Below are 15,626 nucleotides of genomic sequence, written 5' to 3' on the forward strand. Positions count from 1 at the left end.
GAAATCCGCGAAGAGGCCGGCACAAGAGAACCTCATTCCCCGCGGTTCTTCTTCACGATGGCATCAGCAATGCTCGCCGGTGCCTCGGCATAGCGGGTGAACTCCATCGAAAAGCTCGCCCGCCCCTGGGTCATCGAGCGCATCGAAGTGGCATAGCCGAACATCTCGCCCAGCGGCACTTCGGCGCGGATCACCTTGCCCGCCGGTGTTTCATCACCGTCCTGGATCATCCCGCGACGCCGGCTCAAGTCGCCGAGAATATCGCCCTGATACTCCTCCGGCGTCACCACCTCGACCTTCATCACCGGCTCCAGCAACACCGCGCCGCCTTTCTGCGACAGCTGCTTGGTGGCCATCGACGCTGCGATCTTGTACGCCATCTCGTTGGAGTCGACGTCATGGTAAGACCCGTCGAACACGGCGGCCTTGAGGTTGATCAGCGGATAACCGGCCAGCACGCCGTTCTTCATCTGCTCTTCGATGCCTTTCTGGATCGCCGGGATGTACTCGCGTGGCACCACGCCACCGACGATCTCGTTGACGAACTCCAGGCCTTCCTTGCCTTCATCGCCAGGGGCGAAGCGGATCCAGCAGTGGCCGTACTGGCCGCGCCCGCCGGATTGGCGAACGAAACGGCCCTCGATTTCGCAGGTGTTGCGGATCTTCTCGCGGTAGGCCACCTGCGGCTTGCCGATGTTGGCGTCGACATTGAACTCGCGCTTCATGCGGTCGACGATGATGTCCAGGTGCAGTTCGCCCATGCCGGAGATGATGGTCTGGCCGGTTTCTTCATCGGTGCGCACACGGAACGACGGGTCCTCCTGGGCCAGCTTGCCCAGGGCGATGCCCATCTTCTCCTGGTCGCCTTTGGTCTTCGGCTCCACCGCCACCGAGATCACCGGGTCGGGGAAGTCCATGCGTTCGAGGATGATCGGCTTGTCCATGTCGCACAGAGTGTCGCCAGTGGTGACGTCCTTCATGCCGATCAGCGCGGCGATGTCACCCGCGCACACGTCCTTGATCTCGGCACGCTGGTTGGCGTGCATCTGCACCATGCGGCCAATGCGCTCCTTTTTGCCTTTCACCGAATTGAGCACGGCGTTGCCTGAGCTGAGCACGCCGGAATACACCCGGGCGAAGGTCAGGGTGCCGACGAAGGGGTCGGTGGCGATCTTGAAGGCCAGGGCGGAGAAGGGCTCCTTGTCGTCGGCGTGACGCTCCAGGTGCTTTTCTTCGTCGTCCGGGTCGGTGCCCTTGATCGCTGGGATTTCCGAGGGCGCAGGCAGGTAGTCGATCACCGCGTCGAGCATCAGCGGCACGCCCTTGTTCTTGAACGACGAGCCGAGAATGGTCGGGACGATTTCATTGGCGATGGTGCGTTGGCGCAAGGCAGCCTTGATTTCATCGATGCTCAGCTCCTCGCCTTCGAGAAACTTCATGGTCAGCTCATCATTGGCTTCGGCGGCGGCCTCGATCATGTGCGCGCGCCATTCGTCGGCCAGCGCCTGCAGTTCGGCGGGAATGTCTTCTTCGCGGTAACTGGTGCCCTGATCGTTGTCGTTCCAGTAGATCGCCTTCATCTTCACTAGGTCGATCTGGCCGATGAAGTTCTCTTCACTGCCGATGGCCAGCTGAATGGGCACCGGGTGGTGGCCCAGGCGCTGGTCGATCTGCTTGACCACGCGCAGGAAGTCGGCGCCCTGGCGGTCCATCTTGTTGATGTAGGCCAAGCGCGGCACGTGGTACTTGTTGGCCTGGCGCCAGACTGTCTCGGACTGCGGCTCGACGCCGTCGGCGCCGCTGAACACCACCACCGCGCCATCGAGCACGCGCAGCGAACGCTCCACTTCGATGGTGAAGTCGACGTGGCCGGGGGTGTCGATGATGTTGAAGCGGTACTTGTCGGCAAACTGCTTGGTCGAGCCTTGCCAGAAGGCCGTGGTCGCCGCCGAGGTGATGGTGATGCCGCGTTCCTGTTCCTGGGCCATCCAGTCCATGGTCGCGGCGCCATCGTGCACCTCACCCATCTTGTGGTTGACCCCGGTGTAGAACAGGATGCGTTCAGTAGTCGTGGTCTTGCCGGCGTCGACGTGGGCGACGATGCCGATATTGCGGTACAGCTCGATGGGCGTTGTACGGGCCATGGCGGACTACCTGCGGATGGGCGGATTCCCCCACGGTAGCAGAGCGGGGGAATCCTGCCTGACCGCCGGGCCGTCAGTCAGCCTGGGCTTGCAGCATCCATTGGCCGTCGATTTCGCGGGCCAGGCCGCTGGCCGGCAGCAGGGCCAGCAGGCGCTCGTGCAGGGCGGCTTCGGTAAAGGTCTTGAGGGTGGCCAGGTCCAGCACGCCGATCAGTGCAAGGTCGGCCTTGGTGTACGACAGCCACGCCTTTTTAAGCACCTGGGCGACGTCGCTGCCGGCGGTGCTGGCAAAGCGGCGGTGCCACGGGCGGCCTTCGAAGGTGAAGTTGTGCGCGTGGCTGTAGCTGCTTTGGTCGCTGCCTTCGGCGCAGCGGTAGCAGTGGCACGGGCCTTCGCCGAAGGCGTTGCGCAGGTAGCTGTTGAAATCCACGACGGGCTTGAGGGTCAGGCGTTTGTCGACCTCGAACAGGTCGGCGATCAGGGGTTGTTCGGCGCTCACTCAGGTGTCCTCGTGTGGTGTGGCGTGCATCGGCGGGCACCCTAACAGATCGGGGCATCTTTTGCAGGCCCGGCCTCTTGCGCGTACTCTACGCGCCCATCTACCCAGACACCCTTTTGAGGTAACCCCGCTTGAGCATCAAGTACCCTTACACCGCCACCGTGACAATCAGCGCCGAAGACCGCGGGGGTGACACCGAAGCTTCGGAAAACCCGGGCATGCGCGTCGGTCTGGAAGCGGTGACCGAAACCCTGAAAAAGGTGCATTTCGTCGGTACGCTCGCGGCCCCCGAAAAAAACGCCACGCACATCTGCGTGACCCTGGAGAACGGCCTGACCTACTACGGCCCGATCGTCAACGGCCACGCCGAACTCGAAGGCGGCTGGATCGCCTTCGAGTCCGACATGCTCACCCCTGAAGAACTGGGCCTGTAAGCCTCAGTTCAGTTCAGCCAGGCACTGCTCGAGGATATCCAGCCCTTCCTCGAGCACCTCGGCCTCGATGGTCAGCGGTGCCAGCAGGCGAATGATGTGCCGCGCCTTGCCGCTGGGCATCAGCAGCAGCCCCTTGGCCCGCGCCGCTTCCATCACCTTGGCCAACTGGGCTGGCGCCGGGCTGCCGTCGGCGTTGACGAACTCGATGCCGCGCATGGCCCCGGTACCGGTCAGGCGGCCGATGTACGGGCTCAGGCCAGAGGCCTTCCAGCGGGCGTGGCGGCCAACGATCGCTTGCTCCTGGCGCTCACCCCAGGTGGCGACGTTCTCGTCGGTCATCTGTGCCAGGCTCGCCAGCGCCGCCGCGCAGGCGATCGGGTTGCCCGAATAGGTGCCCCCCAGGCCGCCCTTGGGCAGTGCCGCCATCAAGTCCTGACGCCCGACCACGGCGCCCAGCGGCATGCCGCCGGCGATGCTCTTTGCCAGCAACAGCAGGTCCGGTTCGATCCCCAGGCGCGGGAAGGCGAAGCGCTGGCCGGTGCGGCCAAAGCCGGACTGGATCTCGTCGATGATGATCAGGATCCCGCGCTCGTCGCAGAAGCGCCGCAGCGCCTGGGCAAACGCGGGGTCTAGGGCGAGGAAGCCGCCTTCGCCTTGCACCGGCTCGAAGATGAACGCCGCCACGTCCTCCACCGCCAATTCGACGCTGAACAGACGCTCCATGGCCTTGAGCGCCTGCTCGCAAGTCACGCCGGTATCGGCGCTGGGGTAGGGCAGGTGGTACACCGGCCCCGGCAATTCGCCGACCCGCTGCTTGTACGGCGCGACCTTGCCGTTGAGGTTCAGGGTGGCCAGGGTGCGGCCGTGGAAGCCGCCGTCGAAGGCGATGATGGCGCGTTTGCCGGTGGCGCCGCGGGCAACTTTCAGGGCGTTTTCTGCCGCTTCCGCGCCGCTGTTGGTGAGCATGCCGGCCAGCGGGTAGCTGACCGGGACGAACTGGCGCAGGCGCTCCATCAGCTCCAGGTACGGGCCATGGGGCGCGGCGTTGAAGGCGTAGTGGGTCAGGCGGCTGGCCTGGGCCTGGATTGCTTCGACCACGGCCGGGTTGCAGTGGCCCAGGTTGAGCACGCCGATACCGCCGACAAAGTCGATGTAACGTTTGCCGTCGGTGTCCCAGACTTCGGCATTGCGGCCATGGGAAAGTGTGATCGGATGAACGATGGCGATGGATTGGCTGATACTTTCCAGATTCATGGGCACGCAGACCTTGTTCGAGTTTCTTACTATCCAAGCGCGCCGCGGTATTATTCCGCAAACGAATTATTCGATTGCGGTCATTCCCTGGATTCGTGAACTCTACCGATCTTCCTCAGCCACCCGCTCGCGAATCCACTGCACGAAGGCCTTGACCTTGGGGACTTCGGCGGCATGTTCTGCATGGGCGATGAAATGCCGGCCATTGCTCGCCACCGGGTGGTCCCAGGCCACCACCAGCTTGCCTTCGCTCAATTCTTCGGCCACCAGGTAGCGCGGAATCAGGGCAATGCCACAGCCGGCGATGGCCGCGCGGATACACAGGTAGAACGTGTCGAAACGCGGCCCGTGGTAGCTGTTCTGGCTGTGCAGGCCCAAGCCCAGGAACCACTCGTGCCACGCCTCCGGCCGTGATGCGCATTGCAGCAGCCGGTGTTCGGTGAGCGCCTCGGCGCTGTCGAATCGGTGCCGGGCCAGCAACTCGGGCGCACACACCGGCACCACTTCCTCGCTGAACAGCTCGATGCAGGTGGCCCCCGGCCAGGTGCCCTGGCCGAAGAAGAACGCGATATCAGCCTTGGCCTGCACCAGGTCGAACGGTTCCAGTTCGTTGCGGATGTCCAGGTGGATGCGCGGGTGGCGGTCGCCAAAGCCCTTGAGCCTGGGCACCAGCCAGCGCGCGCCAAAGGTCGGCTGGGTAGCGATGCGCAGCACCTCGGTCTCGTCGCCGTAGCTGAGGATGTAGCGGCTGGAAATGTCGATCTGGGTAAGGATCTTGTTCACTTCGGCGAGGTACAGCGCCCCTGCCGGGGTCAGGTGCAGGCGCCGGCGAATGCGCTGGAACAGCGAATGCGACAGCATGTCCTCGAGCTGCGCAACCTGCTTGCTGACGGCGCTCTGGGTCAGGTGCAGCTCCTGTGCCGCACGGGTGAAGCTCAGGTGCCGGGCGGCGGCTTCGAAGCACTGCAGGGCGGTGGTCGAGGGCATCAGGCGTTTGGACATGGCAGGCGCGTACCGAGCAAAAAAGGATGGAGTTCATTCCGTACTGGAATCATGTGCTTCGAAAAGGTCGTTTGTTGACCTCGCCCTATAGATTAATACTGACCTCGATCAACGTTTACAACCGGTACGGCGAAGAGGAGGTAACAGCGCGACCGGCGATATAAAAAAACAAAAAACAGCACCACGACCTACAAGAATTCTGCTCCAACTTTTCAGCCGACTACGGCTCGCCAGCCGCACGCCGGCCGACCCATTCGAGGGTTCTCCATGGCTTCGCTACACAACAACAAACAGCGTTCCTTGCAGCACGGCCTGACCTCGCGTCAGGTGTCCATGATTTCCATTGCCGGCATCATCGGTGCCGGCTTGTTCATCGGTTCTTCCAACGCCATCGCCACTGCGGGCCCGGCCATTCTCATCTCCTACGCCATGACCGGCCTGCTGGTGCTGCTGGTGATGCGCATGCTGGGTGAAATGGCCATCGCCAACCCTAACAGCGGTTCGTTCTCCACCTACGCCTCGGAGGCCATCGGCCCCTGGGCCGGCTTCACCATCGGCTGGTTGTACTGGTGGTTCTGGGTGCTGATCATTCCGGTCGAGGCCATCGCCGGTGCAGACATCCTGCATGCCTACTTCCCGGGTGTGCCGTCCTGGCTGTTCGCCTTCCTGATCATGGTCGTGCTGTCGGGCAGCAACCTGGTCAGCGTGAAGAACTTCGGCGCGTTCGAGTACTGGTTCGCGCTGGTCAAGGTGGTCGCGATCATCGCCTTCATCGCGGTCTGCAGCCTGGCCGTGTTCGGCTTCTGGCCGCTGGCCGAGGTGTCCGGCATCAGCCGCCTGTGGGACAGCGGCGGGTTCATGCCCAACGGGTTCGGCACCGTGCTCGGTGGCGTGCTGATCACCATCTTCTCGTTCTTCGGTGCCGAGATCGTCACCATTGCCGCTGACGAAACCGCCAACCCGAAAGACAAGATCCGCCGTGCCACCAACCTGGTGGTGTACCGCATCGCGATCTTCTACCTGGCCTCGATCTTCCTGGTGGTGTCGCTGGTGGCCTGGAACGACCCAAGCCTGAAAGCGGTGGGCTCGTTCCAGCGTGTGCTGGAAGTGCTCAACGTGCCGGGCGCCAAGTTGCTGGTCGACCTGGTGGTGCTGGTGGCGGTGACCAGTTGCATGAACTCCGGCCTCTACACGGCTTCGCGGATGCTCTATTCGCTGGGTGCCCGCGGCCAGGCGCTGAGCATGACCAAGCGCATTTCCGGTGCTGGCGTGCCGACCGTGGCGGTGATCCTCTCGACCCTGGCCGGCTTCGTCGGTTGCTTCGTCAACTATGTGCTGCCGGGCAAGGTGTTCGGTTTCCTGCTGTCCACCACTGGCGCCATCGCCTTGCTGGTGTACCTGGTGATCGCCGTGTCGCAACTGCGCATGCGCGCCCGGGCCGAACGTGAGGGGCGCCCGCTGGAACTGAAGATGTGGCTGTTCCCGTGGCTGACCTGGCTGGTGATCGGCACCATCGTCATGGTCCTGGGCTACATGCTGTTCAGCGATGCCTACCGCTACGAGACGCTGATGACCGCTGGCGTGACCCTGTTCATCCTGCTGGTGTCGCTGACCCAGAAGGGCGGCAAGGTGGTTGCCCAGCCGGCTTGAGGTTTCTGTTTTAATGGGGGCGTTTCGCGCCCCCATTCCAACAACCACAGGCAGCGTATGAACGATTACCCCCTTTCCCTCCAGGCCCTCGCCGCCCCCGAAGGCACTTGCTTCGGCTGCGGTTGTTCCCACCCCTGCGGCCTGCACCTGCAAAGCCACTGGGACGCCGACGGTATCCACCTGCTGTGCCGGCACTCACCCGACAGCACCTACATCGGCTGGCCCGGCCTGGTCTATGGCGGCCTGCTGGCGATGCTGGTCGACTGCCATTCCAACTGGACCGCGATGGCCTACCACTACCGCGCCGAAGGCCGCGAAGCGGGCAGCCTGCCGCGTATTGATTGTGTCACCGGCAGCCTTGGGCTGAATTACCTCAAACCCACCCCAATGGGCGTCGAGCTGCTGCTCAAGGCGCGCGTGGAAGGTGAAGTCGGGCGCAAGACCCGGGTTATCTGCGAGGTCTGGGCGGGCGATGTACTGACGGTCAGCGCCGACTCGGTGTTCGTGCGGGTGGACACCGAAAAGCTCAAGCTCAAGGCGCATGGCCAGGCCAGCTGATCAACGGTGGGTGATGGTCAGCCAGCCAGGATGTCTCTAGAGTGACAGGTTCCCATCCAAGCCCAAGGTTGACCATGACCGATCTGAGCGCTTTCCCCATCACCCGTAAATGGCCCGCGAAGCATCCCGAGCGCCTGCAACTCTACTCGCTGCCCACGCCCAATGGCGTCAAGGTCTCGATCATGCTGGAGGAGATCGGCCTGGCCTACGAGCCGCACAAGGTCAGCTTCGACAACGATGACCAGCTGAGTCCCGAATTCATCTCGCTCAGTGCCAACAACAAGATCCCCGCGATCCTCGACCCCAACGGCCCGGGCGGCCAGCCGCTGCCGTTGTTCGAGTCGGGCGCGATCCTGCAGTACCTGGCGGAGAAGAGCGGGCGGCTACTGAGCCAGGACCCGGCCCAGCGCTACCAGACGCTGCAGTGGCTGATGTTCCAGATGGGCGGCATCGGGCCGATGTTCGGCCAGGTCGGCTTCTTCCATTTCTTTGCCGGCAAGGAATACGAAGACAAGCGCCCGCGTGACCGTTACGTCAACGAATCGAAGCGCCTGCTGGGTGTGCTGGACCGGCACCTGAAGGGGCGTGAGTGGATGGTCGATGAATACAGCATCGCCGACATCGCCATCTTCCCTTGGGTGCGCAACCTGGTGGAGCGCTACAACGCTCGCGAGCTGGTGGGCTTCGATGCGTTCAAGGACGTGCAGCGGGTGCTGGCGAAATTCCTCGAGCGGCCAGCGGTGCAACGTGGCCTGAAAATCCCCGGCTGATCAGAAAATCTGGCTCAGCAGCCAGTACAGGCTCCCGGCCAACAGCATCGCCGCCGGCAAGGTCAGCACCCAGGCCATCAGCAGGTTGATCAGCGTGCGCTTTTGAATCCCCGAACCGTTGGCGACCATGGCACCCGCCACCCCCGAGCTCAGCACGTGGGTGGTCGACACCGGTAGCCCGAACATGTCCGCCGCACCGATGGTGCACATGGCGACCACTTCCGCCGAAGCCCCCTGGGCATAGCTCAGGTGGGTCTTGCCGATTTTCTCGCCCACCGTCACCACGATACGTTTCCAGCCGACCATGGTCCCCAGGCCCAGGGCGATGGCCACGGCCACCTTGACCCACAGCGGGATGTAGCGGGTAGCGTCGTCCAGCTGGGTCTTGAACAACAGCACCTGGCTGCGGGTATCGGCGTCGAACGCCACCAACTGTTTCTTCTCGATCAGGCGGATGGTTTCGCTGGTCAGGTACATGTCGTTGCGCACGTTGGCCATGGCTTCGGCCGGCACGCGCTTCAGTGAGCCGTAGCCTTTGACCTGGTCACCGATCATGCCGGTGAGCGCGGCCAGTGCCGGCACCAGTTGGGGGGTGGCCTTGGGCTCGGCGATGAATGCAGTCAGCGCCTGGCGCGGGTCGCCGGGGGCCGGCCCAGGTGCTGTGTGCACCAATGCCTGGCGGGTCACTTCGGCAACAGCGGAGAACTGCAGCGCCTGCTCGCTGGGCATGGTCTTGTTCAGTGCATAGGCCATCGGCAGGGTGCCGACCAGAATCAGCATGATCAGGCCCATGCCTTTCTGCCCGTCGTTGGAACCATGGGCGAATGACACGCCGGTGCAAGTCAGGATCAGAATCCCGCGGATCCACCACGGGGGCGGCGTGCAGCCTTCCGGCGCCTGGTACAACGCCTTGCGCTTGACCAGTGCGCGCAGCGCCAGCAGCAACAAGGCGGCACAGGCAAAGCCGATCAGCGGTGAGAACAGCAGGGCATAGCCGACCTTGCTGGCCTGGGCCCAGTCGACCCCGCTGGTGCCATCACGCCCATGCATCAGTGCGTTGGCCACGCCAACGCCGATGATCGAGCCGATCAAGGTGTGCGACGAGGACGCCGGCAACCCCAGCCACCAGGTACCGAGGTTCCAGATGATCGCCGCCAGCAGCAAGGCGAAGACCATGGCGAAGCCAGCCGTGGAGCCGACCTGTAGAATCAGCTCTGCTGGCAGCAGGGCGATGATGCCGAACGCCACTGCGCCGCTGGAAAGCAGCACGCCCAGGAAGTTGCACAAGCCGGACCAGACTACCGCCACCGGTGCCGGCAGCGAGTGGGTGTAGATCACCGTGGCCACCGCGTTGGCGGTGTCATGGAAACCGTTGACGAATTCGAAGCCCAAGGCAATCAGCAGCGCCAGGCCCAGCAGCAGGAACGGCGTGACGGTGGTGATCACCGTGCCGCTGGCGGTCACGTCCTGCTTGAGGCTCCAGGCGGTGTAGGTGATGCCGGCCAGCAGCAGGCCGAAGAACAGCACGAGGGTGGCGCGCCCGGGTTTGTGTGAAAGCTGCGGGCGAGCATCGCTGTGGACCAGTGGCTGCTGGCTGGCCAGGGACGGGGTTGCCATGGGGGCTCCGATTGGCGTCGGCGAAAGTGGCTCTGAGCATAGAAACAATTCCTCGCATGGATATGACCTTGATCAAGGAATCACCTAGTCTCGAGACAGACGGTAAGGGCAGGAGAACCCCATGATTCGTTGCAAGCGCGTCTACGACGCGCCAGAGCAGCAAGATGGCCAGCGCGTGCTGGTCGACCGCCTGTGGCCGCGCAACAAACGCAAGGACGAACTGCATGCCGAGTGGTTTCGCGACGTGGCGCCATCCCCTGATTTGCGCAAGGCGTTCCACCAGGGCGAGGTGGATTTCGCCGGGTTTACCCAGCGTTATCAGCAGGAGCTGGCGGCGCATCCTGAGCACTGGTATCCCCTGTTGGACCTTGCAGCTAAAGGCAACCTCACCCTGCTGTATGCGGGCAAGGACAGGGAACATAACAATGCACGCGTGCTAGCGGACTGGCTTGAAGGTGAGGCGGATCGAAAGGAGGTGGGAAGTTCGCCGGTGTGTTACCTGCGTTACGAGTAATAGAGAGGAGGGGGTAGCTGTAAGGCCCCCCCCCCCGCGGAGTGGAGCTGCGACGTTCCAAGGCGCGTAGAACCTGTGGAATTGCGTTTTAATCTCTGTGAAAAGGCGCTTTCAGCGGGACACTGTGAGGGTGTCGACTTGGAATGATATGGCGGCAATCCACTGGCTGCTTTCAAATGCACACTGGGCCGTGGCTATTACGCCATTGTCGTCGCGTGCAACGCATTTAAGTTTACCCTTGACAGCTTCCTGTTCTGCCTTGTCAGCCTCAGCGCTTGGGTGAATCAACAGGGCTTTGATATCTATAGGGCCTTCAGGGAATTCATATTCAACATCCACGGGGATCAGTCGGGGCATTTTGAATGCCAGGCTCAGAGACTGCTCGCTCTTTTTTGCATCGTCTTTAACTGTGAAAGTCACGCCGAAATACAATACTTGTTGTTTTGGATCGTCTGGGCCAAGAAGATACAGTGCCCCTTTCGTGGCATTGAATTCTTTTTTCTGTTGGCCTTTTATTTCATAAGTTCCGCTGGCTTTCGCACCGTTTTTCAGGAACTCGCTATTCTTTAAATGTGCCGTGGTGTTTTTCATGATTTCTTCCTGCGTGGGAAATTGCGGGCACACTTATCTTTATCGCATCGAGCGTTTTCCGAAACTGGCAAAAGTGATAGTTTTGCACCCTGGCTCAGGTAGCAGAGGGCTGTACCATGCGTGTCGAGCTAGTTCCCGCGGAGGCTACAAGCCTGGCGTTTGCCCGCGACCTCACCCGCCGCGCCATGCTGCCGTACTACCGCGAATACGGCCTGCTGTGGATCGAGGAAGCGTTCGATGAAGCCTGGGGTTGGCGTGAACAGTGGCTGATCAAGGAAGGCGAAACCGTGCTGGGTTTCTGCAGCCTGAGCCAGGATCGGCAGGCGTTGTTCATTCGTGAGTTGCACCTGGTGCCGGAACAGCGTGGGCGCGGGGTGGGCAGCCAGGTGCTGGAGTCGCTGGCTGGCTGGGCGGCGCAGCGGCGGCTGCCGCTGTTGAGGCTGATGGTGTTCAAGAGCAACCCGGCGCGGCAACTGTACCTGCGCCACGGGTTTGTCGAGATGGGTGAGGATGATTGTTTTGTGAGGATGCAGCGGGTTATCGGTTGACCTGTGCCGGCCTCTTCGGGGGTTTACCCGCGAAGAGGCCGGTGCAGTTAAAGCAAATGCTGGATCACTGCTGCCTCACCCGCACAGTCTCACCCTGGCGAACCGTGGCCTCGAGCAACTGGCCCTGCAACGGCAACAAATCCCCGATCAACAGGTTCTGCAACAACGGCTTGCCATCGAAGCTGTTGCCCCCCAGCACCACATCCTGCACACCCTCCACCCGCACCAGTGCCTTGCCGACCTGGCCCAGGCGGTTGCCGCTGAGCACCAGCGGCCCGGCCAGTGGCGTGGCATTGCGCACGCTGATCGCATATTCCGTGGTGTTGCCGATGCGGTTGTCGAGCAGCGCCAAGGCGCCCACCTCGCTGGCATCCACCGCGCTGCCCTGGCTGCTGGCCAGCAGGTTGTCGTCGATCACCAGCGGCGCTGCCACGGTAGGTGCCAGGTTACGCAGCTGGATGCCATTGCCGCGGCTGTCGCCTATGCGGTTGCCTGCCAGCAGTACCGCGCCCTGTTGCTCGCTGATTTCGATGGCGGCCTTGGTCGCGCCGAGGATCAGGTTGCCTTCGACCAGGGCGCGGGTCTGGCCACGCAGGCGCACGCCGCTGTTGTTGTCGATGCCGCGCAGCTGGTTACCCTGCAGCTTGACCTGACTGTTCTGCACATCGATGGCGAATTGCTGCGACTGCTCGAACTGGCTGCCGGTGATGGTCGCCTGGCTGTGCTGCAGCTCCACCGCGCTGGACATCTCGCTGAACTGGCTGTTGCGGATGATCACCGTGGCCGGGCGCGTGCTGGCCGCCTGCTGGGTGCTCAAGGCGGTGCTCAGGCCACGGGAAAGGTTGGCGTTGTAGCCCAGGCGCTTGAGCGTCGAGCCGATCACCTGGGTATGGCTGCCGGCCCAGGCCACCACGAACGGGCGCCAGGCGCGATCGGTGCTGCCCGGCGTGTCGCCGGCCATGCTCTCCAGGCTGGACTGGTTGAGCCCGAGCCAGCCCTGGTTGATCAGCGCCGTGCCAGAGAGACTCGACAGGTACAGGCTGGTGCCTTCCATTACCAGCCCGGCGTCGCCGGCGATCATCAGCGGGTAGCTGAGCAGGTAGCCATCCTTGTAGCGCTTGAGGATGCGCGGGTCGCTCAGTGCGTCGTGCAACTGCGCCAGGGTGATGCTGCCACCGCGCAGCATCACCACCTGCGGGTGGTGTGCCTGGTAACCGGCGATGGCGCGGAACAGGCCATTATTGACGAAGGGCTCGAACGGCCAGCTGCCGGCCTGGGACGAGAACATCGGCTGCAGGCTGACGCTGGCGCGCCCGGCCGGGCGTTGCCGTTCAGCCTGCTGGAAGGCCACGGCCTGGCGTACCTGCTGGCGCAACTGGTCGGCCTTGAGCTGGCGTTGCTCACGGGGCAGGGTGTCCACGGTCTGGTTGACCGGCAGCGATTGGCTGGCGGCCTGGGCCGCGCCGGCCAGGCACAAGGCGGCCAGGCAGGTAAGGGAAAAGCGGGCGAGGGCAGCCATGGGTCAGCTCCTTGATCCGGGCAGTGGGGGATAGAACGGTTTGATCGGGCCACCGAGCTGGCTGTAGTTGTCCACCTCGCCGTCTTCGCTGTCGTACAGCTGGCGCGCCAGGGCATGGCCGGGGTTGCGTTGCAGGAACGGGATCAGCCAGGCCAGTTTGTAGGGCGCGACCTCCACCTGGGCGTTGCCGCCGAGTTCGGGCAGCTCATCGGGGGCGAGCACGCTGCGGGCGGCGAAGTTGGCCAGCAGGTCGAGGGTCTGCTGATCGTCGGCGCTCCATGGCAGGCCATTGGCGCGAGCCGATTCCGCCAGCAGCACCAGTGGTACCAACGCGTACTGGCTGTAGGTGGCGGCCAGTTTGCTGCGCTCCACTTCCAGCGGCAGATAGGCGTAGCTGGCATCACCGGAGCGCACGGCCTGGGCCAGGCCGCGGCGCAGGTTGCCGTCGGCCCACTGGATGAAGTCGTCGCGGTCGAGCAGCATGCCGGTGGCGGCTACGGCCCAGGCCGCCCAGTAGTCGTGATTGTTGAATTTGATCCCGGCAGCACCGCGGCGTGGGTCATATTCGGCGATCACCTGCTCACCCAGGCGGGTGAACCAGCTGCGCTGCGCTGCGCTCAGTTGCAGCTTGCCGTCGGCGGCGGACTGGGTCAGCAGCACGCTGCCAGCCATGGCTGCCAGGGCCCACTTGCGGGCAGCCCTGCCGGTGCCGCTGGCATCGGGGTTGAGCAGCGCACCGGCTTCGGCCCACGCCTGCAGCCATTGATCCTGGCAGGCCAGGGCCAGGTTGGCGTCCTGCGGCTTCTTCGCCCGCTGGAAGCGCTTGCTGGCGTAGATCAGGCCGCCGACGAACTGCTTGACCTGCTTTGCGACCTCTTCGCTGTTGGCATCGGGGATGCTGCGCAGGGTCGACTTGCTGGCGTCACGCTGGTCGTACTTGCTTTCCAGGCGCAGGCTACCGATGTAGGGCGCCGGCGGTTCCTGGGGGCAGGCCAGGGTCCGGTAGTCGGCGATCATGGCCGATTGTGGGGTGCTGTGGGCGGGCCAGATGGACTGGGCTGCCTGGGCCTGGGGGGTTGATAGCCCCAGGGCGAGCAGCCCCAGGCATGGCAATACAGTCTTCACAGGCACAGGCGAGTCTCCACATCGGTCGCCGCAGTTCCTGGCTTGGTCGGCTCCATGAATACCGACAACAGGTTGGCCCCGGCAAACTCCGGTGCCTTGCTCAGCTCCAGGTAGTACTGCCCACCGGTGACCACCGCGTCACGGCGGAACCACACCTTGTCCCGTGCACCGTTGTCGTAGTAGACGATGATGTAGAAGTCCTTGACGTTCTTGTCGCTCAAGCGAATGTCTAGGAAGCCCTTTGACAGCGCCTGGCGACCACTGCCGGCATTGCTCAGCAGCTCGATGCGTTCACCCACCTTCAACGCCGGGCGCTGCAGTTTCGCGCCGAGCACTTCCCGGCTTGCCGAACAACCACCCTGGACCGCCGGCACCAGCTGGCGATACATCAACGGCGAGTCGAGCCGGTAGTTGGCCGGCAGCTCCCAGACGATCAGCTTGGGCGGCGCCTTGGGCTTGTAGTCGCTCGACAACAGGTATTCCAGCAATGAGCCATCCTCGCCCACCCCAGGCAGGGCGTAGTTGAGGATGTCGACGTTCAGGTACTGCTTCAGGTAGCCATCGAAGTTGAACTGCTTGCTCTCGTCCTCACGGGCCGCGGCGTTACTGTCGCCGACCAGGATCACTTGCGGGTCCGGCGCCTCGTCGAACAGCGCATCGGCGCTGGCAGCCAGCGGAATGGTCTGGTAGCCGCGCACATACTGGAAACCGTAGTTGTTGCCGCAGATGCTGCTCATCGCCAGGTTCAGGGTGCCGTCCTTGGGCACCATCACGCCCGGCTCGGTGCGGTACTCCTTCTTGGTCAGCCCGGCATAGAACGGCTGGCGGCGGATTTCCTCGGCCATCAGTTTCGCCGTGGCCTCGGCGCCGGCAGGCGTCCAGTGGTGGTCGCGGCGGAAGAAGTACTCGCCCTTCGGCGGTTGCTGCACCAGCTGCATCATCGGCGCCACCACTGCGCCGCCCTGGCGCAACTGGCCAAGGTAGGCACTGAGGCTGTTGCTGGCGCGGGCATAGTCGAAGCCATGCAACTGGTCGGCGAACAGCTTGTCGCGGTGCATCAGCCCGCGGGTCGGCTGGATCGCCATGGCCACATGAATGCCCTGGCGTTCGAAGGCCTGCATCAGGCGGGCGAACTCCGGGCGCATCGGCGCGGGGATGCCGAAGTCATTGGTCAGGTCGACGGCCGAACGGAACAGCCAGCGGTCCTTGCCAGGCACGATCTCGCGCATCAGTTTCATGCGCCCTTCGGCATAGCGTTGCGGGTCGCTCAAGGCCGGGCAAACCATGCACTGCAGGTTCTCGCAGCCAGGCTTGGTCGCTTGGGCCGGCTGCGCGGCCTGGCCGGGCAGGCTGAGCAAGGCCAGGGCAGCGCTCAGGCCAAAAGGTACAAGGGTCTTCATG

Annotated in this window: 15 protein-coding genes; 6 read left to right on the top strand and 9 right to left on the bottom strand. The window is 63.5% G+C overall.

Annotation, left to right across the window (positions count from 1 at the left end):
• Positions 1–32 precede the first annotated feature (32 nt).
• The gene (gene fusA / locus ABE528_RS00225; RefSeq protein WP_346651809.1) at positions 33–2,144 is read right to left on the bottom strand and encodes an elongation factor G; all 2,112 of its coding nucleotides are present in this window, start codon (positions 2,142–2,144) and stop codon (positions 33–35) included.
• Between the two features lie 73 nt (positions 2,145–2,217).
• Positions 2,218–2,643, bottom strand: coding sequence for a hypothetical protein (locus tag ABE528_RS00230; protein WP_346651810.1), 426 nt, complete (start codon positions 2,641–2,643; stop codon positions 2,218–2,220).
• 131 nt (positions 2,644–2,774) lie between these two features.
• Here ABE528_RS00230 and ABE528_RS00235 point away from each other — a divergent pair, with 131 nt between their 5' ends.
• Complete coding sequence (locus tag ABE528_RS00235; RefSeq protein ID WP_152957144.1) at positions 2,775–3,077, top strand: hypothetical protein; 303 nt, start codon at positions 2,775–2,777, stop codon at positions 3,075–3,077.
• Between the two features lie 3 nt (positions 3,078–3,080).
• On the opposite strand, the gene ABE528_RS00240 is transcribed toward ABE528_RS00235, so the two are convergent.
• Together ABE528_RS00240 and gcvA are read right to left on the bottom strand one after the other, a co-directional pair.
• Complete coding sequence (locus ABE528_RS00240) at positions 3,081–4,331, bottom strand: aspartate aminotransferase family protein (protein ID WP_152957143.1); 1,251 nt, start codon at positions 4,329–4,331, stop codon at positions 3,081–3,083.
• Between the two features lie 102 nt (positions 4,332–4,433).
• Positions 4,434–5,333 (bottom strand): transcriptional regulator GcvA, encoded by a 900-nt coding sequence (gene gcvA, locus ABE528_RS00245; protein WP_152957142.1) that lies wholly within the window; start codon positions 5,331–5,333, stop codon positions 4,434–4,436.
• Positions 5,334–5,600: 267 nt separating this feature from the next.
• On the opposite strand from gcvA, the gene ABE528_RS00250 reads away from it, so the two are divergent.
• From ABE528_RS00250 to ABE528_RS00260, 3 genes are all read left to right on the top strand, one after another.
• On the top strand, positions 5,601–6,983 hold the full coding sequence (locus tag ABE528_RS00250) for an amino acid permease (protein WP_152957141.1): 1,383 nt from the start codon (positions 5,601–5,603) through the stop codon (positions 6,981–6,983).
• Between the two features lie 57 nt (positions 6,984–7,040).
• Positions 7,041–7,541 carry a hotdog domain-containing protein gene (locus ABE528_RS00255; protein ID WP_346651811.1) on the top strand — a complete coding sequence of 167 codons (501 nt, stop codon included), beginning with the start codon at positions 7,041–7,043 and terminating at the stop codon, positions 7,539–7,541.
• Between the two features lie 74 nt (positions 7,542–7,615).
• On the top strand, positions 7,616–8,311 hold the full coding sequence (locus ABE528_RS00260; RefSeq protein WP_346651812.1) for a glutathione S-transferase N-terminal domain-containing protein: 696 nt from the start codon (positions 7,616–7,618) through the stop codon (positions 8,309–8,311).
• Here the strand turns inward: ABE528_RS00260 and ABE528_RS00265 are convergent, their stop codons facing one another.
• Positions 8,312–9,928, bottom strand: coding sequence for an inorganic phosphate transporter (locus ABE528_RS00265; protein WP_346651813.1), 1,617 nt, complete (start codon positions 9,926–9,928; stop codon positions 8,312–8,314).
• Between the two features lie 121 nt (positions 9,929–10,049).
• On the opposite strand from ABE528_RS00265, the gene ABE528_RS00270 reads away from it, so the two are divergent.
• Positions 10,050–10,442: a DUF488 family protein gene (locus ABE528_RS00270; RefSeq protein ID WP_152957137.1), complete on the top strand. Its 393-nt coding sequence runs from the start codon at positions 10,050–10,052 to the stop codon at positions 10,440–10,442.
• A gap of 111 nt (positions 10,443–10,553) precedes the next feature.
• On the opposite strand, the gene ABE528_RS00275 is transcribed toward ABE528_RS00270, so the two are convergent.
• Complete coding sequence (locus ABE528_RS00275) at positions 10,554–11,033, bottom strand: hypothetical protein (RefSeq protein ID WP_346651814.1); 480 nt, start codon at positions 11,031–11,033, stop codon at positions 10,554–10,556.
• A 116-nt stretch (positions 11,034–11,149) separates the two neighbouring features.
• On the opposite strand from ABE528_RS00275, the gene ABE528_RS00280 reads away from it, so the two are divergent.
• Entirely contained in the window at positions 11,150–11,581 is a 432-nt protein-coding gene (locus tag ABE528_RS00280) for a GNAT family N-acetyltransferase (protein WP_346651815.1), read from the top strand.
• A 64-nt stretch (positions 11,582–11,645) separates the two neighbouring features.
• On the opposite strand, the gene ABE528_RS00285 is transcribed toward ABE528_RS00280, so the two are convergent.
• From ABE528_RS00285 to ABE528_RS00295, 3 genes are read right to left on the bottom strand one after another with little or no spacing between them, the layout of a single operon-like run.
• A complete protein-coding gene (locus ABE528_RS00285; protein WP_346651816.1) occupies positions 11,646–13,100 on the bottom strand; it encodes a right-handed parallel beta-helix repeat-containing protein in 1,455 nt (484 codons plus the stop codon).
• 3 nt (positions 13,101–13,103) lie between these two features.
• Entirely contained in the window at positions 13,104–14,231 is a 1,128-nt protein-coding gene (locus tag ABE528_RS00290) for a polysaccharide lyase (RefSeq protein WP_346651817.1), read from the bottom strand.
• Entirely contained in the window at positions 14,222–15,625 is a 1,404-nt protein-coding gene (locus tag ABE528_RS00295; protein WP_346651818.1) for an alginate biosynthesis protein AlgX, read from the bottom strand. The genes ABE528_RS00290 and ABE528_RS00295 overlap by 10 nt, the downstream gene beginning before the upstream one ends.
• Position 15,626 lies beyond the last annotated feature (1 nt).

It is taken from the genome of Pseudomonas sp. TWI628 (assembly GCF_039673865.1).
Lineage (GTDB): Bacteria > Pseudomonadota > Gammaproteobacteria > Pseudomonadales > Pseudomonadaceae > Aquipseudomonas.

Coding starts and splice junctions, on each gene's coding strand:
- fusA (WP_346651809.1), bottom strand. CDS start 2,144: ATGGCCCGTACAACGCCCATCGAGCTGTACCGCAATATCGGCATCGTC.
- ABE528_RS00240 (WP_152957143.1), bottom strand. CDS start 4,331: ATGAATCTGGAAAGTATCAGCCAATCCATCGCCATCGTTCATCCGATC.
- gcvA (WP_152957142.1), bottom strand. CDS start 5,333: ATGTCCAAACGCCTGATGCCCTCGACCACCGCCCTGCAGTGCTTCGAA.
- ABE528_RS00250 (WP_152957141.1), top strand. CDS start 5,601: ATGGCTTCGCTACACAACAACAAACAGCGTTCCTTGCAGCACGGCCTG.
- ABE528_RS00255 (WP_346651811.1), top strand. CDS start 7,041: ATGAACGATTACCCCCTTTCCCTCCAGGCCCTCGCCGCCCCCGAAGGC.
- ABE528_RS00260 (WP_346651812.1), top strand. CDS start 7,616: ATGACCGATCTGAGCGCTTTCCCCATCACCCGTAAATGGCCCGCGAAG.
- ABE528_RS00265 (WP_346651813.1), bottom strand. CDS start 9,928: ATGGCAACCCCGTCCCTGGCCAGCCAGCAGCCACTGGTCCACAGCGAT.
- ABE528_RS00270 (WP_152957137.1), top strand. CDS start 10,050: ATGATTCGTTGCAAGCGCGTCTACGACGCGCCAGAGCAGCAAGATGGC.
- ABE528_RS00275 (WP_346651814.1), bottom strand. CDS start 11,033: ATGAAAAACACCACGGCACATTTAAAGAATAGCGAGTTCCTGAAAAAC.
- ABE528_RS00280 (WP_346651815.1), top strand. CDS start 11,150: ATGCGTGTCGAGCTAGTTCCCGCGGAGGCTACAAGCCTGGCGTTTGCC.
- ABE528_RS00285 (WP_346651816.1), bottom strand. CDS start 13,100: ATGGCTGCCCTCGCCCGCTTTTCCCTTACCTGCCTGGCCGCCTTGTGC.
- ABE528_RS00295 (WP_346651818.1), bottom strand. CDS start 15,625: ATGAAGACCCTTGTACCTTTTGGCCTGAGCGCTGCCCTGGCCTTGCTC.